At 68.0% G+C, this 22821-nt stretch carries 17 protein-coding genes; 8 read left to right on the top strand and 9 right to left on the bottom strand.

Annotation, left to right across the window (positions count from 1 at the left end; all coding sequences use genetic code 11):
* Positions 1 to 37: 37 nt before the first annotated feature.
* Positions 38 to 2344, top strand: a complete 2307-nt coding sequence (locus V7Q48_RS16880; RefSeq protein ID WP_333840038.1) for a TonB-dependent receptor — start codon at positions 38 to 40, stop codon at positions 2342 to 2344.
* Positions 2345 to 2501: 157 nt separating this feature from the next.
* Here V7Q48_RS16880 and V7Q48_RS16875 read toward each other — a convergent pair whose 3' ends face one another.
* Genes V7Q48_RS16875 through hisD form a run of 4 tightly spaced genes read right to left on the bottom strand, consistent with a single transcriptional unit; the run spans position 2502 to position 6697 of the window.
* A complete protein-coding gene (locus tag V7Q48_RS16875; protein ID WP_333840034.1) occupies positions 2502 to 3845 on the bottom strand; it encodes an amidase in 1344 nt (447 codons plus the stop codon).
* A complete protein-coding gene (locus tag V7Q48_RS16870; protein WP_333840031.1) occupies positions 3842 to 4591 on the bottom strand; it encodes an HpcH/HpaI aldolase family protein in 750 nt (249 codons plus the stop codon). Before V7Q48_RS16870 ends, V7Q48_RS16875 begins: the two co-directional genes overlap by 4 nt.
* The gene (locus V7Q48_RS16865) at positions 4588 to 5361 is read right to left on the bottom strand and encodes an SDR family NAD(P)-dependent oxidoreductase (protein WP_333840030.1); all 774 of its coding nucleotides are present in this window, start codon (positions 5359 to 5361) and stop codon (positions 4588 to 4590) included. The genes V7Q48_RS16870 and V7Q48_RS16865 overlap by 4 nt, the downstream gene beginning before the upstream one ends.
* On the bottom strand, positions 5354 to 6697 hold the full coding sequence (hisD, locus tag V7Q48_RS16860; RefSeq protein ID WP_333840027.1) for a histidinol dehydrogenase: 1344 nt from the start codon (positions 6695 to 6697) through the stop codon (positions 5354 to 5356). Before hisD ends, V7Q48_RS16865 begins: the two co-directional genes overlap by 8 nt.
* A gap of 445 nt (positions 6698 to 7142) precedes the next feature.
* Here hisD and V7Q48_RS16855 point away from each other — a divergent pair, with 445 nt between their 5' ends.
* Together V7Q48_RS16855 and V7Q48_RS16850 are read left to right on the top strand one after the other, a co-directional pair.
* A complete protein-coding gene (locus V7Q48_RS16855; RefSeq protein WP_333840025.1) occupies positions 7143 to 8552 on the top strand; it encodes an ATP-binding response regulator in 1410 nt (469 codons plus the stop codon).
* A 2-nt stretch (positions 8553 to 8554) separates the two neighbouring features.
* Positions 8555 to 9490, top strand: coding sequence for a response regulator transcription factor (locus V7Q48_RS16850; protein ID WP_333840023.1), 936 nt, complete (start codon positions 8555 to 8557; stop codon positions 9488 to 9490).
* Positions 9491 to 9521: 31 nt separating this feature from the next.
* Here the strand turns inward: V7Q48_RS16850 and V7Q48_RS16845 are convergent, their stop codons facing one another.
* Complete coding sequence (locus V7Q48_RS16845; protein ID WP_333840020.1) at positions 9522 to 10070, bottom strand: Rid family hydrolase; 549 nt, start codon at positions 10068 to 10070, stop codon at positions 9522 to 9524.
* A gap of 321 nt (positions 10071 to 10391) precedes the next feature.
* On the opposite strand from V7Q48_RS16845, the gene V7Q48_RS16840 reads away from it, so the two are divergent.
* From V7Q48_RS16840 to V7Q48_RS16820, 5 genes are all read left to right on the top strand, one after another.
* Positions 10392 to 12884 (top strand): TonB-dependent receptor plug domain-containing protein, encoded by a 2493-nt coding sequence (locus V7Q48_RS16840; RefSeq protein ID WP_333840017.1) that lies wholly within the window; start codon positions 10392 to 10394, stop codon positions 12882 to 12884.
* Between the two features lie 134 nt (positions 12885 to 13018).
* Positions 13019 to 14971, top strand: a complete 1953-nt coding sequence (locus tag V7Q48_RS16835; RefSeq protein WP_333840015.1) for a tetratricopeptide repeat-containing sulfotransferase family protein — start codon at positions 13019 to 13021, stop codon at positions 14969 to 14971.
* A 47-nt stretch (positions 14972 to 15018) separates the two neighbouring features.
* The gene (locus V7Q48_RS16830) at positions 15019 to 15492 is read left to right on the top strand and encodes a c-type cytochrome (protein WP_333840013.1); all 474 of its coding nucleotides are present in this window, start codon (positions 15019 to 15021) and stop codon (positions 15490 to 15492) included.
* A gap of 91 nt (positions 15493 to 15583) precedes the next feature.
* Positions 15584 to 17173 (top strand): flavin monoamine oxidase family protein, encoded by a 1590-nt coding sequence (locus V7Q48_RS16825; RefSeq protein ID WP_333840010.1) that lies wholly within the window; start codon positions 15584 to 15586, stop codon positions 17171 to 17173.
* Positions 17174 to 17191: 18 nt separating this feature from the next.
* Positions 17192 to 17743 (top strand): GNAT family N-acetyltransferase, encoded by a 552-nt coding sequence (locus V7Q48_RS16820; RefSeq protein WP_333840007.1) that lies wholly within the window; start codon positions 17192 to 17194, stop codon positions 17741 to 17743.
* Between the two features lie 21 nt (positions 17744 to 17764).
* Here V7Q48_RS16820 and V7Q48_RS16815 read toward each other — a convergent pair whose 3' ends face one another.
* The 4 genes from V7Q48_RS16815 to V7Q48_RS16800 form a co-directional block, all read right to left on the bottom strand.
* The gene (locus tag V7Q48_RS16815) at positions 17765 to 18409 is read right to left on the bottom strand and encodes a DUF6445 family protein (protein ID WP_333840004.1); all 645 of its coding nucleotides are present in this window, start codon (positions 18407 to 18409) and stop codon (positions 17765 to 17767) included.
* Positions 18410 to 18421: 12 nt separating this feature from the next.
* Positions 18422 to 19138 (bottom strand): SapC family protein, encoded by a 717-nt coding sequence (locus tag V7Q48_RS16810; RefSeq protein ID WP_333840002.1) that lies wholly within the window; start codon positions 19136 to 19138, stop codon positions 18422 to 18424.
* Between the two features lie 36 nt (positions 19139 to 19174).
* Positions 19175 to 20737, bottom strand: a complete 1563-nt coding sequence (locus V7Q48_RS16805; RefSeq protein WP_333840000.1) for a tryptophan halogenase family protein — start codon at positions 20735 to 20737, stop codon at positions 19175 to 19177.
* Positions 20738 to 20872: 135 nt separating this feature from the next.
* Positions 20873 to 22821, bottom strand: a 1949-nt coding sequence (locus V7Q48_RS16800) for a TonB-dependent receptor (RefSeq protein WP_333839997.1), incomplete at its 5' end; no start/stop codon positions are given.

Raw genomic sequence — 22821 nt, 5'->3', positions numbered from 1 at the left:
GATAGCTATCGGCTTCCGATAAAGACGAGGGGAGCTTATGAACGTCGATCTCAAGACCGCATGCTCGTTCAGCGCGCTGGTCCTGTCGCTCGCCGCCATGCCGGCCGCTGCGCAGACGACCCAGCCGCAAGCGAGCGCGACGGCCGAAGACACCATTCCGGGCGACATCGTCGTCACCGCGCAGCGCCGCAGTGAAAAGCTGCGCGACGTGCCGATCGCGATCACCGCGCTGACCGGCGACGCACTCGACAAGCTGCACGCCAACAACATTTCGCGCGTCGAATTCGCAACGCCGGGCTTCACCTGGGGCTCGCAGGGTTCCGACTCGTTCCCCGCCATTCGCGGCGTGCGCACCAGCCTGGTGTCGGCGCAGACCGACCCGGTCATCGGCTTTTACGTCGACGGCGTCTATCAGAGCCGCACGCAGCAGCAGAGCGTTCCGCTGTTCGACGTGGCCCGCGTGGAAGTGCTGCGCGGCCCGCAAGGCACGCTCTATGGCCGTAACACCTTCGGCGGCAACGTCAGCATCGTGAATTCCGACCCGACGAGCGAAAACGGAGCAGGGATCAACCTCGACAAGGGCAACTACAACTCGGCCCGCATCGACGGTTACGTCAACGTGCCGCTGTCGGACACCCTGGCCATGCGCGTCTCGGGCGTGTTCCAGCGCCATGACGGCTATGTGCGCTCGACCGTCGCCGATGTCGTGCTCAACGACCTCAACGAGAACGCCCAGCGCGTGGTCCTGCAGTGGAAGCCCGATAGCCGCCTGCAGGTGACCCTGCGCGCCGGCAGCTGGCACCGCGACGATGCGGGTGCCGGCTCCTACGGGTACAAGGTCGCGGGCACGCTCATCAATCCGGCGACCGGCTATCAGTCGATCAACGGCGCCGGCCTCGCGGTCAATCCCTCGGTTCCCAACGGCCGGCCGAACGTGGCGGGCCGCGATGTCGGCGTGCCGGTCACGGGCGGTGCATGGACCAACGACTGGGACTACCAGCCTTTCGAACACATCGCGCAGAACTACGTCTCGGGCGAAATCGCCTACGACGTGGGCTTCGCCACCGTGAAGTCGATCACCGGTTACACCCACTTCACCGCCCACCGCAGTGCCGACAACGACCAGTCGAGCAAGGTGTTCGAAGCCTATGGCTATGGCTCGGGCGTGCAGGAGCCGAACACGCGCTCCAACGCGTTCAGCCAGGAACTGCAGCTGGCCTCCAACTCGCGCACGCCGCTCGAGTGGCTGGTCGGTGCTTATTACCTGCACGATTCGATCTTCGAGACCTATCAGCAGAAGATCACCGCGCCGGGTGCCACCACCACCGGCTTCAAGGCGGATTCGGACATCACCACCGATGCCTATGCCCTGTTCGGCCAGGCGACTTATGCGCTGGTGCCCGACACGCTCAAGGTCATCGGCGGCATCCGCTACAGCCACGAAAAAAAGGCGTTCGTCTTCTCCGACTACGCCGACGCGCCGCCGAACACCTACGACTTCCGCACGCCTTACGTGGTGACGCGCGGTTCGCCCAGCTTCGACAGCTGGACCTGGCGCGCGGGCCTGCAGTTCACGCCCAACCGCGAGACGATGGTTTATGCCACCGCCTCGACCGGCTTTGCCTCGGGCGGCGTTAACGATACCGGCGGCAACCCGCTGATCCCGGTGTCCTACGCTCCGCAGAAGGTTTCGGCCTACGAAGCCGGGATCAAGACGCTTATCCTCGGCGGCAAGGGTCAGATCGAGGCTTCGGCGTTCTACAACAAGTTCTCGAACCTGCAGATCAACATCTACACCCCGCTCGTTTCCTACTTCGGCTCGGCCGGCAAGGCGCGCAGCTACGGTGGCGAAGTGGCGCTGCGCCTCAACCCGGTGACGGGCCTGCACATCGACACGACGCTGGCGCTGATGGATGCCAAGTACACCACCTATGTCAGCGGCAACAACTTCTTCGGGTTGTCCGATGGCACCGATCCGGTGTTCCTCAACCTTGCGGGCCGGCGCATCCCGCAGTCGCCGAAGTTCAAGTCGACCGTGGCGGTGTCGTACGACATCGACCTGGGCGACGCCGGCACGCTGTCGCCGCTGGGCACGTGGCTGCACTCGAGCAGCTACTACACCACCGACCGCAACACCGTGCTCGACTTTCAGAAGTCCTACGACAAGTTCGATGCCTCGCTGCGCTGGACGCACAGCAACGGCAAGACCTTCGTCGAGGCCTATGGCGACAACCTGTCGAACAAGGCAGTGCTGCTGTCAGGCGTGATCGGTCGCCGCCAGCGCATCCAGGTGTCGTACGGTGCGCCGCGCACCTATGGCGTGCGGGTCGGCACGAAGTTCTGATGGCCTGCAGGGGAGGGGGCAACTCCTCCCCGATCGGGTGGCCGCGGGTCTGCGCTGCCCTTGCACACGTCACCATCTGCCGGGCCGGGACAGCGCGTCCCGGCCCGGTCTTTTTTATGTGTGCAGATGATCGACCGACCCAGCGCGGGCCAGCGGTTCAGCGCGACAGCGCTTCGATGTGATGCGCCAGTGCCAGCAACAAGGCTTCGCTGCCGGCCGGGCCGGTCAGTTCGATGCCTACGGGCAAACCGTCGATGCATGCGCCCGAGGGCACGCTGATCGCGGGCCAGCCGCTGCGCGCGGCAAGTTCGGGCGCCCAGCCACCCTTGGGGTTGTCCAGCGATCGCGGGACGACCTGCGAGGTCGGGAACAGCAGGACATCGACGCCCGCCGTGGCCAGGAGGTCGGTCATGGCCGCCGACAGCCGGTCGTGATCGGCAAGGATCATGGCGGTCGATTGCCCCTTGCGCGCGAGGCGGGCACGCAGCGGGGCCGCATATTCGGGCAGATGCGCGCCGCTTTCGACCAGTGCCGCGAGCGAGGCAGGCGCCGTGCCGGGCGCAAAGTTGCTTGCAAGGTAGGCGTCGAACGCTTCGGCGAATTCGGCATCGACGATGTGATCGCCGGCCAGCGGCAGGACATCGTCAGGCAATGCGACGGGATCGACCACGCGCACACCGCCCGCGGCAAGCTGGGCGAGCATGGGCGCCAGGGCCGCGGCTATGGCTGGATCGCTGCCGAACGCCTGGCGCAGGATGCCCACGCGCAGGCCGGTGTGCGGGCGCGCATCGACCGGATGGCCCAGCGCGTCCAGCATCACGCGCAGATCGGCGACGGAGCGTGCGATCGGGCCGACGGTATCGGTCGATGGGGCCAGCGGCGCGATCCCCGCCATCGGCAGGGCGCCGTGTGCCGGGCGAAACCCGACCAGCCCGGTATAGGCGGCGGGAATGCGGATGGAGCCGCCGGTGTCGGTGCCAAGACCTGCCAGGGCGAAGCCGGATACGATCGCCACCGCCGTGCCGCCGCTCGAGCCACCCGGCGTGACAGCGGGATTTGCGGGATGCAGCACGTCGCCGCCGATCGAGCTGCGCGAGCGGATCTCGAACGACAGTTCGGAGAGGTTGGTCTTGCCCACCAGCACCGCGCCCGCAGCGCGCAGCCGCGTGACGACTGCGGCATCGCGCAGCGGCATCGCGCGGGCCAGGCCAATGCAGCCCGACGTGGTCGGCATCCCCGCCACGTCGATGTTGTCCTTGACCACGACGGGTATGCCGTGAAGCGGTCCGAGCCGCTCCCCGCGCGCGGCGGCACGGTCGGCCGCCTCGGCTTCAGCCTGCGCGGCCGGGTTGAGCGCGATCATCGCATGGAGCGCGCCATCGCGATCGGCCACGGCATCGCGGCATGCGGCCAGCAAGGCTCGTGCGCTGAGCGCGCCCGATGCGAGCTGGTCCGCCAGGTCTGCGATGCTGGGCGCGGACTCGGGCTCGGGCGCGATCAAGGCCGCGCGCGCCGCAGCAGGTCTGCCGCCCCTTGCAGCAGGAAGCCGTGGTCCGATGCCAGCAGGAACAGGCTGGCGCCGCGTGCGGTCCAGTGCGGCACGTCCTCGATCCGGGCCAGGAACATGCCGACGCGGCGGTTGTGCCGGCGGCCGGCCGCGCAGACAGCCTCGACCGCCGCCACGACCTGGGGATGATCCTGGCTGGCGGCGCCATAGGCCACGGTCAGGTCCGCGCGCCCGACGAACAGCGCGTCGATCCCCGGCACTGCGGCGATCGCGTCGATGTCCTCGATCGCTTCGGGGTCTTCGATCTGGGCGATGGTGACCACCTGGGCGGCGCTGGCTGCCAGATGATCCGCCATCGGCCGGGTGGTGTACCCGGCGGCGCGCGACGAGCCGGCATAGCCGCGTCCGCCGGCGCCATATTGGCATGCGCGGGCAAACGCCGCGGCCTCGGCGGCGGAGCGGATATGCGGCGCGACGATCCCGGTCGCGCCGCAGTCGAGCGCGTTGAGGATATGTTCGGGCGACGTGCTCGGAATTCGCACCAACACGGGCATCGCCGCCGCGCGGGCCGCGGCGACACAGCCGTCGATGGCGATGCGGTCGAACGGCGCGTGCTCGGCATCGAGGCACAGGCAGTCGAGATCGGTCAGGCCCAGCACCTCGACCACGATCGGCGAGGGGGTCTTGACGAACGTGCCGACCAGCGTCGCGCCCGAGGCCAGTTTTTCCTTCAACGTCATTCTGCGGTCCATCCCCCGTCGACCACCATGCTCGTCCCCGTCATCAGCGCCGAGGCGTCTGATGCCAGGAACACGATCGCGCCCATCAGGTCCTCGACGCGACCGATACGGCCGAGCTTGATCTTGTCGAGCACGCTGGCCTTGAACGCGGCATTTTCGAAGAAGGGCTTGGTCATCGGCGTTTCGATGAAGGTGGGGGCAATCGTGTTCGAGCGGATGCCATGGCTGGCCAGATCCAGCGCCATGGCCTTGCTCATGCCCTCCAACGCCCATTTTGACGCGCAGTACAACGAGCGGTTGGGACCGCCGACGTGGCCCATCTGCGAGCCCATGTGGATCAGCGAACCCGCCTTGCCATCGCGGATGAGCGCGCGCGCCGCACTTTGGGCGACGAAGAACGCGCTCTTGACGTTGAGGTCGAGCACCGCGTCGTAGTCGGCGGGGCTGACCTGCGTCATCGGCATGGGCCGATTGGTGCCGGCATTGTTGACCAGGACATCGAACGCTGGCTGGCCGTCGAAGAAGGCCGCCACCGCTGCAATGTCGGTCACATCGAGGCAGGCGGCCGTCGCGATCCCGCCGTGGGCACGGATTGCGGCAGCGCCGGCCTCGATCTCTCCTCCCGAGCGCGCCACCAGCGTCACCGCGGCGCCCGCCTGGGCAAGCGCCGCTGCGGCGGCAAGGCCGATGCCGCGCCCTGCGCCCGTGACCACCGCGCGGCGGCCATGGAGCGCAAAGCTCGGCGTCTGGGGCAGCCCTTCGTCAGGCATCGACGCGGGTCAGATCCGAAGGCGCGGCGGCGCCGCCATAGGGCACGTCCCGGCCACCGAAGCGGCGGACACGCACGTTGGCCTGCTCGCCATGGCCGGCAAAGCCTTCGAGCGCGCAGAGGCGGCTGCAGTATTCGCCGATCAGGGCCGAGGCTTCGTCGCTCGTGACGCGCTGGTAGGTGCAGGTCTTGAGGAACTTGCCCACCCACAGGCCGCCGGTGTAGCGCGCGGCCTTCTTGGTCGGCAGCGTGTGGTTGGTGCCGATGACCTTGTCGCCGAACGAGACGTTGGTGCGACGGCCGAGGAACAGCGCGCCGTAATTGGTCATCGCGTTGAGGAAGTAATCCGGGTCGGCCGTCATGACCTGCACGTGCTCCGACGCGATTTCGTCGGCGATGCGGACCATCTCGGCGTCGTCCTCGGCCACGATCACTTCGCCAAAAGCGTCCCACGCCTTGCGCGCGACATCGCGGGTCGGCAGGATTTCGAGCAGGCGCTCGATCTCGCGCATCGTCTCGCGCGCCAGCTTTTCCGAGGTGGTCAGCAGCACGGCTGGGCTGTCGGGGCCATGCTCGGCCTGGCCGAGCAGATCGGTCGCGGCGATTTCGGCGTCGCAGCCGATTTCATCGGCGATGACCAGCGTTTCGGTGGGCCCGGCGAACAGGTCGATGCCGACGCGGCCGAACAGCTGGCGCTTGGCTTCGGCGACGAAGGCGTTGCCCGGACCGACCAGGATGTCGACCGGTGCGATCGACTGGGTGCCAAGGCCCATCGCGGCAACGGCCTGGATACCGCCGAGGCAGTAGATTTCATCGGCGCCTGCCATCGCCTGTGCCGCGACGATCGCCGGAGCCGGCTTGCCCTGGAACGGCGGGGCACAGGTGACGACGCGCGGCACGCCGGCGACCTTGGCGGTGATGACCGACATGTGCGCCGAGGCTAGCAGCGGGTACTTGCCGCCGGGCACGTAGCAACCCGCCGCGTTCAGCGGGATGTTGCGGTGGCCGAGCACGACGCCCGGCAGCGTTTCCACCTCGACGTCGCGCATCGAATCGCGCTGGATCCGGGCAAAGTTGCGCACCTGGGTCTGGGCGAACTCGATGTCCTTCACGTCCTGCGGGCTCAGTGTGTCGATGCAGGCGGCGATTTCGGCGTCGGTCAGGCGATAGCTTTCGCGATCCCAGCCATCGAAACGGATCGACAGCTCGCGCACGGCGGCATCGCCGCGGGCCTCGATGTCGGCAAGGATCGTCTCGACCGAGTCACGAACCTGCCGGTTCGCCGCGGCTTTCGATTCGGCAGTGGCGCCGCGCTTGAGATACTGGGGCAATGTCACGCTCCGTCAGGCAATCAGTGGCCTCCTTCTAGGCTTGTTGAATTCGAATGCAAGGGGGTGTTGACCTGTCCCGGCGGGCAGCATGCGGGCGGTTTGCATGGCGTACCTCCAGGTTGCACTGCGGCATGGAAGACGCAGGTTGCTTCCGCTTTGGCGCGATGTGCGGCTTGGGCTTGATTGCCGTAATGTTGCGGTGCAAACTTTCTGTGTCGGGGCGATCGTTCGTCCCGGCCGGGGACGTTTACAAGACAATGACGAGTCGGTGCATGGGGGCGCCAACCGCAGTTGGCGTCGATTGGGCAGCAGCGCCGTGCAGGCTAACGGCACGGCGTTCGGGGTCGGGTCATTTCCAAAAGGGATGGCGTCCGTTCCGCGCGGTACGAAACCGGTGACCGGCAGCGTGCAGGCCTCCGCGACCGCAGCTCCCCCTCCTTGCGCCGGCGACATGGACGTACCGCGCGAATTGGCGGCGGCCGTCGCGGCCAATGCCGCCAAGAGCCGATACCTGGCGACACTCAGCCACGAGATCCGCTCGCCCCTCAACGTGATCTACGGCTACGCCCAGCTGATCGAGCACGGCTCCTGCGTGGACTCAGTCGAAGCGTCGCGCGTGATCCGCCGCAGCTGCGAGCATTTGATCGATCTCGTCGAGGGGCTGCTCGACATCTCCCAGGTCGAAAACGGCGTCACCCGGGTGGCGCGCGATGTGGTGCGCCTGCCGGCGTTTCTCGACCAGATCGCCGAGATGTTCATTCCCGATGCGCGCGCCAAGGGCCTGGCGTTCGACCTGGTGACCGAGGGCAATGTGCCGGAATTCGTGCGCACCGACCAGAAGCGGCTGCGCCAGGTGCTCATCAACCTCGTCGGCAACGCCATCAAGTACACCGGGGAAGGCAGCGTCACCCTCCGCGTGCGCTGTGCAGGCGAAGTTGCGCAGATCGAGGTCCGCGATACCGGCCCCGGCATCGCGGCCGCCGACCGGGAGCGGATATTCAGCCCATTCGAACGCGGCGTGGACGGCGGCGGGGGCGGTGCGAACGGCTTCGGGCTCGGCCTCGCCATCACGCAGGCCATGGTGCACATTCTCGGCGGCGATATCGCGCTCGACAGCACGCCCGGCGAAGGAAGCTGCTTTCGCGTACGCCTGATGCTGCCGCGCGTATCCGTCGACGGCGGCGTGGCGCCCCGCGCAGCGCGGATCATCGGCTATGCCGGGCCGCGCCGCTCGATCCTGGCGGTGGACGACGATGTGAGGCAACTCGCATTCCTGCGCCAGGCGCTCACCGACCTCGGCTTCGAGGTTGCCGCAGTGCCCGATGGCGAAGCGGCGATCGCGCTGTGTGCGGCCCAGGATTTCGACCTCGCGCTGCTCGACATCCGGCTCGAGCGCGAATCCGGCTGGGACCTCGCCGCCGCCTTGCGCCGCGCGCATGGCACGGGGCTGCGAATCGTCATGCTCTCGGCCAATGCGCACGAGCAGCACGGCCCTCCCGGCGAGCCCGCGCATGACCTTTTCCTGCTCAAGCCGGTGGAACTCGGCGCCATGATCGACGCGATCGGGCGCCAGTTGGGGATCGCATGGCAGCGCGAGGCACGGGCCACCGAACTGACCGGCAAGCGCACTGCGCCGGCCCCCGAGGCGACGACGACCGATGCTGCCATGCCCGAGGCCGCGCGGGTGCATCTCGACGCGCTGCGCGACAGCGTGCGCACCGGCCACGTTCGGGCGGTCGAGGCGGGGATCAAGGCCCTTGCCGAGGCCGCGCCCGACGCCGGGCCGCTGATCGACGCACTTTATCGCTGTCTCGACCGTTTCGACATGCCCGCGCTCGCGCGGCGGCTCGAGGGGCTGTGAGCATGGCCGACGACCGGGCCGGGACGGGGCGCGGGGCGCGGCGCGATACCGCGCTGGTCGTCGACGACGAACCCCAAGCGCTCCGGCTGCTGACCGATACTCTCGAAGCCGGGGGTATCCAGGTGCTCGTCGCGACGTCGGGTGCGATCGCGCTGGAACTTCTGCAGCATGTCGCGCCCGACATCGTGCTGATGGACGCGGTCATGGCCGGCATGGACGGGTTCGAGACCACGGCCCGGATCAAGGAAAATCCCCATACTGCCCACTTGCCCGTGATCTTCATGACCGGCCTGACCGAGAGCGAGCACGTGATCGAGGGGTTCGAGGTCGGCGGCGTGGACTATGTGCGAAAGCCCGTGAACGTGCACGAACTGCTCGCCCGGGTGCGCGTGCATCTCGGCAATGCGCGCGCGGTCCAGGCGAGCACGGCCAGCCTCGATGCCACCGGCCGGCTGATGATGGCGACCGACACCAAGGGCTTCCTGCTGTGGTGCACGCCGCTGGCCGAACAGGCGATCGGCCGGATCGCGCCGGGGTGGAGCCGCGACCAGGCCGTGCTGCCCGACGTGCTGCGCACCAGCGTCGAGCGCTTGCTGGCGCGCGAGGCACCGGGCGCGAGCCTGCGGATCGAGCAGGCCGACGGCGCGCTCGAACTGGTGCTGATCGCGCGGTATCGCGAAAACGAGGTGCTGATCCGGCTCAACGAGCTGAACCCGCAGGTCGATGCCCAGCGCCTCCAGAACCGGCTTGGGCTGACCGAGCGCGAGGCCGAGGTGCTGTTGTGGATCAGCTACGGCAAGTCGAACCCCGACATCAGCCAGGTTCTTACCATCAGTCCACGCACGGTGCAGAAGCATCTCGAACGGATCTACGAAAAGCTGGGCGTGGAAACCCGCGCGGCTGCAGCCGCCACGGCGATCAAGGTCATCGCACCCTGATCGCCGCGGCCCCCGGGCGCCTCTCGGCCGTCTACTTCTTCTTGGCGGCGGTGGCCTCGATCTCGATCAGGAAATAGGGCCCGGCGAGGGCGGCGACCTGGAACGTCGAGCGCGCGACGGTAGTCGGGTTTTCCGCGGTCTTGAAGAACTGCTTAAAGCCCTCGTTGGCGCCCGCGAAGTCCATATGCCCGAGCTTGGGATCGGCCGCGACGAACAGCGTCAGCTTGATAAGGTCCGCCATCGTATAGCCGCGGCTTTCCAGGATGCCCTTGATCTTGGTGAGCACGCTGATCGTCTGGGTGCGCGTGTCGCCCAGGTCCTCGACCGACTTCACGTCGGCGAAGGTCTTGGCGGTGTCCACCGGCGAGGCCAACTGGCCGGACAGGAAGATCATGTCGGTGCCGGCCTTCACGTCGGCCGCGTCGAGGATAAGCGCCTGCGGATTGGTCTGGATCTTGGTCACTTGCGCCTGCGCGGCGGCCGCAGGCAGCAGCGTTGCGGCAAGGGATGCGCAAAGCGCGGTACGCGCCGCGCGGGCGAGGGCGGAAGAGGCGGGCCGCGAGCCGATCAGAAAACGCATGGCAAGTCCTTGGCAAGGCAGGAAGACGCGTGCCCGGCCCGGTGACCCGGCACAGGCCGTCACTCTAGGGCGGTCGCAACAGTTCGTCATACGACAATCAGCGTATGGGCAATCCTCGCGCCATGGCGTCCTCTGCCGGCCTTGCAGCGCGCGACGCTTAACGAAGCGGGTGCCGGCGGGGGCCTTGTCCGGGAAGAGACGACCGGGAGCGGCCACCGCGCGAGGGGGAGGGTGCGGGAAGGACAGATCGTTCCATGGGGGTCCTTCATCATGTCGCCACTGTCCCGGATTGCAATTGCCTCGCTTCTCGCATCGGCCGCCTTGCCGATCGAAGCCATGGCCCAGAGCGCACCCGCCGCGAGCGCGCCCGACGCCGATACCTTGCCCACCGACATCATCGTCACCGGCACGCGCACCACCGGCATGCGCGCCGCGGACAGCGCCGCACCGGTCCAGGTGGTCGGCACGCAGGCGATGCAGGCGGTCGGCCAGCAGGACCTGACGCAGGTCCTGGCGCAGAGCCTGCCCTCGCTCAACTTCCAGGCTTTCGGCGGCGATACCGCCAACCTCACGCTGACCGCGGCGCTGCGCGGGCTCTCGCCCAACGACACGCTGGTCCTCGTCAACGGCAAGCGCCGCCATTTCACCGCCAACCTCGCGGTGCTGGGCGGATCGCCCTATTCGGGTTCGGCCGCGACCGATCTCAGCTTCGTGCCGACCAACGCCATCGGCCGGATCGAGGTTCTGCAGGACGGCGCCGCCGCGCAATACGGCTCGGACGCGATCGCCGGCGTGGTCAACATCATCCTCAAGGACCAGCCGTCGGGCGGCATGCTCACCGCGACGGGCGGCCAATATTATGACGGTGACGGCGAAACCGCCTCGGCGGCGCTCAACCTCGGCTTCGGGCTCGGAGATCGCGGCTTCGTCAACGTGACCGGCGAATACAAGTTTCACAACTACACCCAACGGGGCGGGTGCGATCGCCGCTATTTCACGCAAGGTTGCGCGGTTCGCACCGACATCAACCCGATCGACCAGGCGGGCGTGAAGGCCAATCCGTACTTCCCGCGGGTCAACAACATCATCGGCGACGCGCGCTACAGCCTCTACAACGTGATGGTCAACGCGGGCTACGACCTGACCGACAATGTCCAGGCCTATGCCTTCGGCAGCTACGGCAACCGCGCGGCCTATGCCTTCGAGAACTATCGCCGCGCCACGCGCGTCTCGGGCGCGACCAGCACGGGCCTCAAGGTCTATCCGCTGACCGCCGGGTTCAACCCGCAGGAGAGCCTGCGCGAGGAGGATTTCTCGGGCACGTTCGGCCTCAAGGGCGATGCCGAGGGCTGGAACTGGGACCTCTCGGTGACGTATGGCCGCGATGCCGTTGCGCTCTATACGCTGCATTCGGCCAATCCGACTCTCTATGCACAGGAGCAGTCGCAGAACGCCGCGCCGATCGGCCTGCAGCGCGACTTCTACGACGGCACGCTGATCAACAGCGAATGGGCCGTCGATGCGGGCGTGACCAAGGACTTCGACCTCGGCCTCGCCAAGCCGGCGACGCTGGCGTTCGGCGGGCAGTGGCGCAAGGACGGCTACAAGATCAAGTCGGGTGAATTCGCGTCGTACTTCGGCGGCGGTGCACAGTCCTATCCCGGCTTCGCCCCGACCGATGCCGGCGCCTACAACCGCAAGGCCTGGGCGGCCTACATCGACCTCGCGATCGATCCGGTCGAGGGGCTGCATGCCGACCTCGCCGGGCGCTACGAACACTATTCCGACTTCGGCAAGGTGTGGAACGGCAAGGGCACGGTCCGCTACGATTTCAGCCCGGCATTCGCGTTGCGCGGCACGATCTCCAACGGCTTCCGCGCCCCCACGCTCGCCGAATCGTACTACTCCTCGGTCAACGTCGGCCCCGGCACGACCTTCGGCCAGCTGCCGCCCAACTCGGCCGCATCGCGCCTGCTCGGCTTCGGCAACCTGAAGCCCGAAAAGTCGACCTCGTACTCGGCCGGCTTCGTCGCGCACCCGGCGCCCGGCCTGCAGATCACGGCCGATGCCTACCAGATCAAGCTCAAGAACCGCATCGTCCCCTCGGCCGCGATCTTCGGCACCCAGGGCACCGACGTGGTGTCGCAGGCCGTGATCGACGCGCTCATCGCGCGCGGTGTGAGCCTGGCCGACGCGACCTCGTATTCGGGCATCAATATCTTCACCAACGGCGCGGACACGCGCACCCGCGGCGTCGAGGCGACCGCCGACTACACCAGCGACTTCGGCGGCGGCAACAAGGCCAACTGGACGCTGGGCTTCAACTACAACCAGACCAAGCTGCTCAAGGTGAACCCGCTGCCCGCGCAGGTCGTCAATCCGGCCTTCGCACAGACCACGTTGCTCGATCCAAATTCGATCGACGGCCTGACCACCGCCACGCCGCGGGTCAAGGTCATCGCCAATGCGCTGTTCACGCTGGGCTCGCTGCAGATTAACCTGCGCGAGACGATCTACGGCACGACGCACCAGCGGACCAGCTACTCGGGCAGCGGCTATGCCTCGGCCGACGGCTACACCGTCCTGCGCACCGGGACCGCAGCGATCACCGACCTCAACGTCGGCTACAAGCTGACCGAGAAGGTGCGGTTCGACGTCGGCGCGAACAACCTGTTCGACAAGAAGGCACCGCTGGTGCCCAACATCGGCGGGCGCCCGGCCAACGGCAGCAACGTCTACAACGGCCCGATCACCTTCACGCCCTGGGGCATCAACGGAGGCTACTACTACGCCCGCGCGACCTACACCTTCTGACGGTCGGGGCGGCAGGGCCATGAGCGGCCGGGCTGTGTGCGAACCATGCGTTCGCGGGCAGCCCGGCCGGCTCGGGCCGGAACAACGGCATTTATCCTGCTTGGTGGAACGGGCCCGTCCCGATGCTTGATGCGATGAACGACATGCTCGACCAGGCGGCCAGGGACCTGGCTGCAAACCCCGCCCGTGCGGAGCGGGACGCGCGCAAGCTGGTGGCGGACAATCCCGCCGATCCACGCCCGCGGCTTATCCTCGCCTCGGCGTTGCGGCGGCTGGGCCGCGCCGGGCAGGCGCTGCCGATGCTGCTCGACCTGGCCCGCGCCTATCCGCGCGCCGCACGTACGCGCTACGAACTGGGCCTGGTGCTGTGCGCGCTGGGCCGCGGTGCCGAGGGCGACCAGCAGCTGGATGCCGCGGTCGCGATCGACGGCAACCTTGCCGAGGCGTGGCGCGCCATGGCCGACCGGGCCTTTGCCAGCGGTGCGGTCGACCGCGAGCGTCGTGCGCTGGCAGCGCTCGCCCGGATCGAGGCCGACGATCCCGATCTCGGGCGGGCGGCCGAACTGGTGGCGCTCGGCCGGCACGATGCTGCCGACCCGATCCTGCGGCGGTTCTGCCTTGCGCACCCCGATCATGCCGAGGCGGCGCGGCTGATGGCCGCCTGCCATGTCGCCCATCGCACGGTGCATGCCGCAGAAACGCTGCTGCGCCACGCGCTCACGCTCGAGCCGAACTCCACGCGCATCCGCTTCGACCTTGCCCATGCGCTGTTCGCCGCGCGGCTGGCGGAGCAGGCGCTGGCCGAACTGGCCCCGCTGCTCGCGGCCGAGCCGGCCAACCCGGCCTATCTCAACCTCCAGGCCGCCTGCCTGGGACTGCTGGGCGACGATCACGCGGCCGAGGCGATCAATGCCGAGCTTTCGGCGAAGTATCCCGCCAATGCCGCGATCGCGGTCAACCATGGCCATGCCGCGCGGACGGCCGGGCTGCGCGACACTGCGATCGCCGCCTATCGCCGCGCGACGATCCTGGCCCCGCGTGCCGGAGAGGCCTGGTGGGGGCTGGCCAATCTCAAGATCGGTACGCTGACCGAGGCCGACGAAGCGCAATTGCGTGCCCTGCTCGGCGGACCGCTGCCCGACGACGATCGCATGCGGATGGCCTATGCCCTCGGGCGCCGGCTCGAGGATCGCGGCGATGCCGCCGGCGCCTTTGCCGGGTACGCGCAAGGGGCCGCATTGGCACGCACCCGCTTCGGCGGGGCGGGACGCGACTATGCCGCAGAGGCCGAGGCCATCCGCGCGCTCTACACCGCCCCGATGCTGGCCTCGCGCGACGGGCAGGGCGCTATGGACGATGCGCCGATCTTCGTGGTCGGCCTGCCGCGCTCGGGATCGACCCTGGTGGAGCAGATCCTGGCCAGCCATCCCGCGATCGAGGGGACGATGGAGCTGCCCTATATCGGCAGCCTCGTCGGCCGGATCGAGCGCGAAGGCGGCGCGGCCCGGATCGCCGGTGCCGATGCGGCACAGCTGCGTGCCTGGGGCGAGGAATACCTGGCCCTGTCGCGCGTCCACCGGCGGCTCGGCCGGGCGCGCTTCATCGACAAGATGCCGAACAATTTCCGCCATATCGGCCTGACCCGCATGATCCTGCCGCAGGCGCGCATCATCGACGTGCGGCGCAATCCGATGGCGGCCTGCTTCTCGGGGTTCAAGCAGCTGTTCGCCGAGGGACAGGAGTTCTCCTACGATCTCGGAGATCTTGGCGCCTACTACCGCCACTACCTCGCGATCGTGCGTCACTTCCACGCCGCCGCGCCGGGCGCGGTCCATACCATCGTCTACGAAGACCTGGTCGAGGACACCGAAGGCCAGGTGCGCGCCCTGCTCGCCGCGCTCGGCCTGCCGTTCGACGCGGCCTGCCTGCGCTTCTTCGAGAACGACCGCGCCGTCCGCACGGTGAGCTCCGAGCAGGTGCGCCAGCCGATCTACCGTTCCGGCCTCGACCAGTGGCGCAAGTTCGAGGCGTTCCTTGCGCCGCTCGCGACTGCGCTGGGCGATGCGCGCGAGGGGTGGCGCGCATGATTTCGTCCCAAATCCCCCCATCCTCCCGCCTCCATGATGAGATCGCCATGACCAGACCGCGTTCGCCCTCTCACCCGTTCCGGCTCGCCGGCCTTGCCGCCGCAGCCCTGTCGCTCGCCGGTGCCACCATGCTGGCGACCCCCGGCTTCGCGCAGGATCGCCCCGGGCCGGGCGGTTCGACCGTCGAGGTCTCGACCGAAGGACAGGAGGTCTACGAGCAGATCTGCCAGGCCTGCCACATGGCCGATGCCAAGGGCGGCGGCGAGCCGGGCGCGATGATCCCGGCGCTCGCCGGCAACAAGAACCTGGCGGACAAGGACTATCCGATCATCGTGGTGATGAAGGGGCGCGGCGGGATGCCGTGGTTCAACGGCGTGCTGACCAAGCCGCAGATCGCGGCGGTGATCACGTACGTGCGCGGCCATTTCAACGATTATCACGACCCCGTGACCGTTGCCGACATCGACCGCATCGTCACCGCCGACCCGCCGGTGCCCGAGTGTAACACCTGCGGCCACTGAGGCTGCGGCCAGACTACCCGACAGGAACCTGCCCGACAGATACCCGCGCACTACCCCATACCGTTTTCGCCCTGCTCCCGAAGGAACTTGCATGACCGAGGTTTTCACCCCGCCCACCCGCCGCCAGCTGCTGACCCTGATCGGCAAGGCCGGAGGGGCCGCCGCGCTGTACCAGGCGATGACAGTGCTGGGCCATGCCAAGGACAGCCAGTTCACCGGGCCGCCGGCGCTGTCGGGGGCAAAGCCGGGCGCCAGCGTGCTGGTGCTGGGGGCGGGCCTTGCGGGAATGCTGGCCGCCTACGAGCTGAGCAAGGCGGGCTACAAGGTCCAGATTCTCGAGTACCAGGGCCGTGCCGGTGGCCGCAATTATACCGTGCGTGGCGGCGACACGATCACCGAGATCGGCTCGACGCAGCAGGTGACGTTCGCCCCGGGCAATTACCTCAATCCCGGCCCCTGGCGCATCCCCTACCACCACCGCACCGTGCTGCATTACTGCAAGGCGTTCGGGGTCGAGCTCGAGCCGTTCCTGCAGATCAACCACAATGCCCTGATCCACAACCGCAAGGCCTTCGGCGGCAAGCCCCAGACCTATCGCGACCTGATGGTCGACTGGAAGGGGCACGTCTCCGAACTGCTGGCCAAGTCGCTCGACGCCGGCGCGCTCGATACCGCAGTCACGGCCGAGGATAAGGCGCGCCTGACCGAGGCGATGCGCGAGTGGGGGGTGCTCGACAAGAACATGAAGTACAGCAAGAGCGACGCGGTCGGCGCGCAGCGCGGCTGGGAGCGCCCGCCGGGTGGCGGCGTCAACGGTGCGCCCATTCCCAACGACCCGTTCAGCCTGTCCGAGACCCTCGACAGCAAGGTGTGGCAATCGCTCGGTTTCTATGCCGAGCACGTCATGCAGACGACGATGTTCCAGCCCAAGGGCGGCATGGACCACATCGGCAAGGCCTTCCAGGCGCGCGTCGGCAAAATGATCCGCTTCAACACCCGCGTCACCCGCATCGCGCAGGACGACAAGGGCGTCACCGCCGGCTGGACCGACACCAAAACCGGCGCCACCGGCGAGACGCATGCCGACTACATGGTATGCACCATCCCGGCCCCGGTGCTCAATCAGATCGACTTCCAGGTCTCCGCGGCCAAGAAAGCGGCGATCCGCGCGCTGCCCTATGGCAACTCGGTCAAGATCGGGCTCGAGATGAAGCGCCGGTTCTGGGAAACCGACCACGCGATCTATGGCGGCATTTCGTTCACCGACCAGGCGATCTCGCTGATCTCCTATCCCAGCGCGGGTTGCTTCAGCGATGGGCCGGCGGTGCTGCTGGGGGCCTATCCGTTCGGGGCGGGCGCCTACATGCTGGCCGGTATGACGCCCGAAAAGCGCATCCAGGCGGCACTCGACCAGGGCTCGGCGTTCCATCCCGAGGAATACCGCAAGGAGTACCTCTCGGGCGCCAGCGTCGCGTGGAACCGGATGCCGTGGATCCTCGGGTGCTGCGCGGCATGGACCGAGCAGAGCCGGGCCGCGCATTACCAGAACCTCGTCGCCATGGAGGGGCGCATCGTGCTGGCGGGTGAGCATTGTTCGTACTACGGCTGCTGGCAGGAGGGGGCGCTCCTCTCCTCGATCGATGCCATCACGCGCCTGCACCAGCGGGCCATGGCAGCCTGAAGGACCCAGGTGCCGGCCATGACGCCAAGTTCCCCGCCTGACGCATGGACCACGCGCTGGGCGACCGAGGCCGACCTGCCGGCGCTGTCCGCGCTGATCACGCTCGCGATCGATACGCTCCAGGCCGAGGTGCTGACGCCCGAGCAGGTGATCGCGAGCCGGGCGGTCATGGGGCTCGACACGCAGCTCGTGGCCGATGGCACCTACCTCGTCGCCGAGCGTGACGGGGTGCTGGCGGGGTGCGGCGGCTGGAGCCGTCGCGCCACGCTCTATGGCGGGGATCACAGCACGGCGCTGCGCGATCCCGTGCTGCTCGATCCGGCGCGCGACCCGGCGCGGATCCGCGCGATGTACACCCACCCCGCGTTCGTGCGGCTGGGCGTGGGGCGCCGGATCCTCGGCGGGTGCGAGCGCGCGGCGGCGGCGCAAGGCTTCCGCGAGGCGGAACTCATGGCGACGCTGAGCGGATTGCCGCTTTACGAAGCGGCGGGATATCGCGCGTGCGAGCGCATCGAGGCCATGGTCGGCGACGTCGCGGTCCCGCTGGTGCGGATGCGCAAGGCCCTCTGATCGCAGCGTCGCGGCGCCCGGTCACAGGCGCAGCAGCGCGGTGATGGTCAGTCGGTCGGCCGATGCCCAGCCCTGGGCGACATCGCCGCAATGCAGGCAGTTGGCGGGGTAGGCGATCGCCCGGTTGAAGCGCAGCGCCGCGCCGCCGATCTGCACGAAGGCATCGGTGTCGCCGGAGTGGTAGCGCGGCCCGGGCATGCCGTGGCGCGCGGCGTCGCTGGCCAGGGCCTGCCGCCACATGGGCGCGCGCTCGGCGGTCACCCGCTCGAACCCGGTCGCGCGATGGCGGTGGAAGCTGGTGCCGCCGTGGGGCGCATGACAGAGATAGTGGACCAGCGCCACGATGGCGCCATCGCTGTCGTCAAAATGGGGAATGCGCTGCACCGGTGCGAGCGAGGCCGGATCGCGATCGGCGATGGCGAAATCCGCGCGCAGCAGGCTCGCGCCGGACAGCCCGGGCCAGTGCGGTAGCGCGGTCTGCAGCCACTCGGCCCATTCCGGCGGCGCAGGGGCGCGGCGGCCGGGATAGAGATCACCGCTGGCGGCGGCAAACGCCGCGCGCGACGCCGCAACGAGCAGGCGGTCGGGCGCAGGGTGCGCTGCGTCGATCATCCACAACGGCACGCCCTCGGTGCCCATCGTGGTGACCGGATGGATCTGCATCATGGTGCCGATCCCTCAGCCGGCGGGCGTGAACCAGGCGGCCTGTGCGGCAAGGCGGGCATTCTTGCGGCGGACGAGTCCTGCGACATGATCCAGCGAGAGCGCCATCGCGGCCAGCGTCATGAGGTCGGCAAATTCGCCCACCTTGGCGCGCGCGCGCTCCAGCGCCGGCTCGTCCAGCCCGTAAAGGCCGGTGAGCAGGCTGGTGCTGCCGTCATGGAAGGTGAGGTCGAGCTTCATCTCGCGGACAAGGCGATGCTCGAGCATGAAGTCGACCAGCCGGCGCGTGTCCTCGCGCCCCGAAACCAGCCGGCCGAGAATGGCCTGGATCGCGCGCATGTAGTCGGTGTCTTCGCCCTCGGGATCCAGGATCGCGCAGGGCCCGGCCGGGTCGATCGCGGCACTGGTGGTGTCGATGCAGATCACCGCCTCCTCGCCATCGCCGCCGACGAAGAAGGGCAGGCGCAGCAGATTGAGCGGCAGTGCGTCGGCCTCCAGCGCGGTGCCGTTCCAGAACAGGTTCTCGTGCGGCTCCAGCCCCATCAGCGCCGCGGGGTAGAACTGACCCGTGTCGGCATCCTTGGCGAGGAACACCGGAAATTGCCCCGCGACCTTGCGAATCTCGTCCGCCACCAGCGGCACGAGGTGGACGGTCGCGGCTGCGGCGGCGGCCTTGGCCGGGTCGATGCGCCATGCGCCATGCTCGGCGCGGGTAAGCTGGGTCAGGGTCATCGGGCCTCGCGAGCGATCAGGGGCGAAAAGGACGGGTCAAAGGGGCGGGAAACGGTGCTGCGCCAGCTTGTCGAGCAGCGCGCGGTTGGTGGGCATCATGCCGGCGAGCCGGCGCTTGGTGGCAGCGTTCTGGGCGAAGGCATCCTCGGCCATGTCCGCCTTTGCCAGCTGGCCGGCGCCGACGCGGGTGCGAAAGCCCATGCCGTAGAGCACGTATTGATAGCTGGCCGCCGGGAACATCTCGTGCGCGCTCGAGAAATCGTGCTCCCCCGGCGGGGTGTCGCGCCACAGTTCCAGCTGGTCCTGCAACTCCTGCGGGATGGTCGCCGGGTCGCGGTTGTCGCGCCAGAACGCGGTGTCGTCGCGCTCGGACAGCACGTAGTGCAGCTTGAGGAACTCGATGATGCGATCCCAGCGATAGCGGGTCATCGTGTTGAAGCGGCGGGCGACGAAATCCATGCTGGCGCGCGTCGCAGGCATGCTGGTGGCGATGTAGTCGGCCGACAGCTCGATCAGCACCAGCGCCGAGGCCTCGAGCGGTTCGAGGAACCCGGCGGCGAGGCCCACGGCGACGACGTTGTTCTTCCAGAAGGTTTCGCGATGGCCCGAGCGGATGGTGATCTCGCGCGGGGAGAGCTTGTCGAAGTCGGGGCCGACATAGGCGGCCAGCTCCTCCTCGACACGGTCGGCGCCGGCGTGGCGGCTGGACCAGACGTAGCCGATCCCGCGGCGCGTCGGCAGGCCAATGTCCCAGATCCAGCCGTGCTTCTGCGCGGTGGAGATCGTCTGCGAGGCGATCGGGCTGTCCGCCTCGACCGGCAGCTGGACCGCGAGGGCGCGGTCGATGAACAGCACGTCGGAGCGGTCGACGAACGGGACGTCCAGCGCCTCGCCCAGCAGGCGCGAGGCAAAGCCGGTGCAGTCGATGAACAGGTCGGCGGCGATCGCACCGCTGCGCCGGCCGATCACCGCGGCGATGTCGCCATTGTCGGCGCGCGTCACGCCGTCGATCTCGTCGTCGATGTGGTGGACGCCGAGCTTGCCGGTGCAATGTGCGCTCAGCAATTCGCCCAGCTTCACCGCATCGAGGTGGTAGGCGTAGTTGGCGATCCCCGCATAGTCCGGCGAGGACATCAGCTTGGGCGCCAGGTCGCGCTCGCACAGGAATTCCTGGAAGCACACCGCATCGGAGAACGAGGGCAAGCCGTTGCGGCCACCCGCACTCGCCGCTTGCGCCTCGGCGTTCCAGTAGGGCGCGAGGTCGAGGTCGGGGAACCCCTCGGGCAGGACCAGCGGGTGGTAGTAGAAATCGTCGGGTGCGCCGGTGCGCCAGCGGGCGAACTTTGCCCCCTGCTTGAACGAGGCATGGCAGAACCGCATGAAGTCGGTTTCGGCGATGCCGATCTTGCGCAGCGTGTTGCGCATCGTCGGCCAGGTGCCTTCGCCAACGCCGATCGTGCCGCGGCTGACGCTCTCGACCAGCGTGACCTTGAGGTCGGGGCCGTGCCGTGCGGCGATCAGCCCGGCCGTCAGCCAGCCGGCCGATCCGCCGCCGACGATGCAGACCGATGCGATTTCACGGGCCGCGCTTGCGGGCATCCAGCCAGTCTCCCCTTCGTGATGCGCAGGTATCATCCGGCTGCGTCCGGTGCAAAGGGCACGCGATGCGTGATGCAAAGCGTGCCCTGGTTTTAACAGGTGCAGCGCCGGGTCGCCCCGGCGCTGCCAGCCCGGTCAGAAGTTGACGCGGGCCCCGAACTTGAAGCGCCGCCCGCTGTCCTCGGCATAGAGGAACTGGTTGGTATAATACGCATATTTCAGCGTGCGGGAATTGGTCAGGTTCGCGCCTTCGACGAAGATCGCGACCTCGGGCGTGACGTGATAGGTCGCGCTGGCGTCGATCTGCGAATAGGGGCGGACCTGCGTCACGGCCTGGCCGGCGCCGTTGAGCGGCGGCGGGGCAAGGTACTGCAGGAAGCGATCGCGCCAGTTGTAGGCGACGCGCGCCTCGATGCCGTTCTTGTCATAGAACACCACCGCGTTGGCCGAGTTGGACAGGCCGGTCAGCGCGAACTTGTTGTTGAGGTTCTGCGGATCGAGGTGTCGGTTCGAGCCGACCAGCGTGCCGTTGACCTGGAAGCCGAAACCGGTGTCGCCGATCGAGTACTGCCATGCAGCCTCGATCCCCTTCACCGTCGCGTCCTGGCCGTTGACCGGGGCGGTGACCGTGAACTGTGCCGGCAAGCCGGTGGCAGGATCGAGCAGCGGACCGCCGGTGGAATTGGCGACCGTGCCCGTGGTCTGGTTCAGCACGATGAAGTTGTTGACGTTCTTGAGGTAGGCGCCGACCGACACATAGCTGCCCGGTGCGTAGTAATACTCGAACGAGACGTCGAGGTTGCTCGACTTGAACGGCTTGAGGTCGGCATTGCCGCGGCTGGCGGCGAAGTTGCCGGGGCGCAGCGTGACGAGCGTCGTCACCGGCGAGAGCTGTTCGAGCGTCGGGCGGGTGATCGTCTGCGAGGCGGCGAAGCGCACCGTGAAGGCGTCCGTCACCTGCCACTTGAGCGCGATGTTGGGCAGGATGTCGAGGTAGTGTGACTTGCCCAGCGTGCGCGTGGTGCCTGACGAGGCCGAGCCATACTGCGTCTGGTCGTTGGCGAGCTTGACCAGACCAGTATAGGCGGTGGCGAGGCCGTTGACGTTGGTCTCGGTGTCCTCGAAGCGCACGCCGCCGACGATCGACAGCGGACGGCCGCCGACGTCACCCTTGAACTCGGTCTCGAGATAGGCGCCGAGCACGCGCTCGGTGACGATCGTGTCGTTGACCAGCGGCGGGGCGAAGGTGAACGAGGGGTTGGTCGCGCGCTGCTGTGCGGTGATCGCGTTGAACAGCGAGGGGCCGTCGAACGTCAGCCACTGCGTGGGCAAGCGGTTGGACCCGCTGATGCCCGACAGGAAGCCGCTGCCCGCATTGAAGGTGGAGATCGCGACGCTGGCGGGCGATGGGATGTTGTAGCCGCAGGTCGTGCAGCCGGTGCCGCCGTCGTTCGAGTAGAGCGAGGTGTCCTTCTTGTCGCGCGAGTAATAGAGGCCGAAGTTCGCGTTCACGAGGCCTTCGTCGCTGTCACCCTTGTAGGCGAAGTCGGCACGGCCCTGCGTGACCTGGTCGCGGATGCCGTATCCGCGCAGCAGCATGACGTGCTGGCAGGTCGGCTGGCCCTGGCCGACGACGGTGGTGCTGCCCGGCTTGCCCGAGTCCGTCACCGCGCTGCCGCAGGGGCTGGCGGGGTTGGCGAAGGTTGGCAGCGTCTCGGTCTGCCACGGCAGGATCGAGCTGTCCGACTGGTAGCGCGACGAACCCGTCAGGTAGCCCAGCAGCGCGAGATAGGCTTCGCGGCCGCCATTGGGATCTTCCTTGGCGAGCGAGTACGTGCCGTCGAGCGAGGCGGTCAGGTTGGGGGAGATCTTCCATTCGAGGTTGAGGCCGAATTCGCGCGTGTTGGTGCGCTTGTCGAACTTCTTGTCGTGGAAGTCGGTGGCGATGCCGCTGGCCTGCGTCATGTCGATCGCGGTGCCGTTGGCGTCGGTCTTGACGTTGGTCAGGTTCGACGCGGTGAACCAGTGCCCGTACGAGCGGGTGTCGGTCTTGTTGGTGAACTTGGTGTAGAGCGCGTCGGTGG

The sequence above is a fragment of the Novosphingobium sp. genome (assembly GCF_036803765.1).
Classification (GTDB): domain Bacteria; phylum Pseudomonadota; class Alphaproteobacteria; order Sphingomonadales; family Sphingomonadaceae; genus Novosphingobium.
This window is presented reverse-complemented; position numbering and strand designations above follow the sequence as displayed.

Excerpts from the sequence above, each read along its gene's own strand:
- V7Q48_RS16880 (WP_333840038.1), top strand. The coding sequence starts at position 38 with ATGAACGTCGATCTCAAGACCGCATGCTCGTTCAGCGCGCTGGTCCTG.
- V7Q48_RS16870 (WP_333840031.1), bottom strand. The coding sequence starts at position 4,591 with ATGACGTTGAAGGAAAAACTGGCCTCGGGCGCGACGCTGGTCGGCACG.
- V7Q48_RS16865 (WP_333840030.1), bottom strand. The coding sequence starts at position 5,361 with ATGCCTGACGAAGGGCTGCCCCAGACGCCGAGCTTTGCGCTCCATGGC.
- V7Q48_RS16855 (WP_333840025.1), top strand. The coding sequence starts at position 7,143 with ATGGACGTACCGCGCGAATTGGCGGCGGCCGTCGCGGCCAATGCCGCC.
- V7Q48_RS16850 (WP_333840023.1), top strand. The coding sequence starts at position 8,555 with ATGGCCGACGACCGGGCCGGGACGGGGCGCGGGGCGCGGCGCGATACC.
- V7Q48_RS16845 (WP_333840020.1), bottom strand. The coding sequence starts at position 10,070 with ATGCGTTTTCTGATCGGCTCGCGGCCCGCCTCTTCCGCCCTCGCCCGC.
- V7Q48_RS16835 (WP_333840015.1), top strand. The coding sequence starts at position 13,019 with ATGAACGACATGCTCGACCAGGCGGCCAGGGACCTGGCTGCAAACCCC.
- V7Q48_RS16830 (WP_333840013.1), top strand. The coding sequence starts at position 15,019 with ATGACCAGACCGCGTTCGCCCTCTCACCCGTTCCGGCTCGCCGGCCTT.
- V7Q48_RS16825 (WP_333840010.1), top strand. The coding sequence starts at position 15,584 with ATGACCGAGGTTTTCACCCCGCCCACCCGCCGCCAGCTGCTGACCCTG.
- V7Q48_RS16820 (WP_333840007.1), top strand. The coding sequence starts at position 17,192 with ATGACGCCAAGTTCCCCGCCTGACGCATGGACCACGCGCTGGGCGACC.
- V7Q48_RS16815 (WP_333840004.1), bottom strand. The coding sequence starts at position 18,409 with ATGATGCAGATCCATCCGGTCACCACGATGGGCACCGAGGGCGTGCCG.
- V7Q48_RS16810 (WP_333840002.1), bottom strand. The coding sequence starts at position 19,138 with ATGACCCTGACCCAGCTTACCCGCGCCGAGCATGGCGCATGGCGCATC.
- V7Q48_RS16805 (WP_333840000.1), bottom strand. The coding sequence starts at position 20,737 with ATGCCCGCAAGCGCGGCCCGTGAAATCGCATCGGTCTGCATCGTCGGC.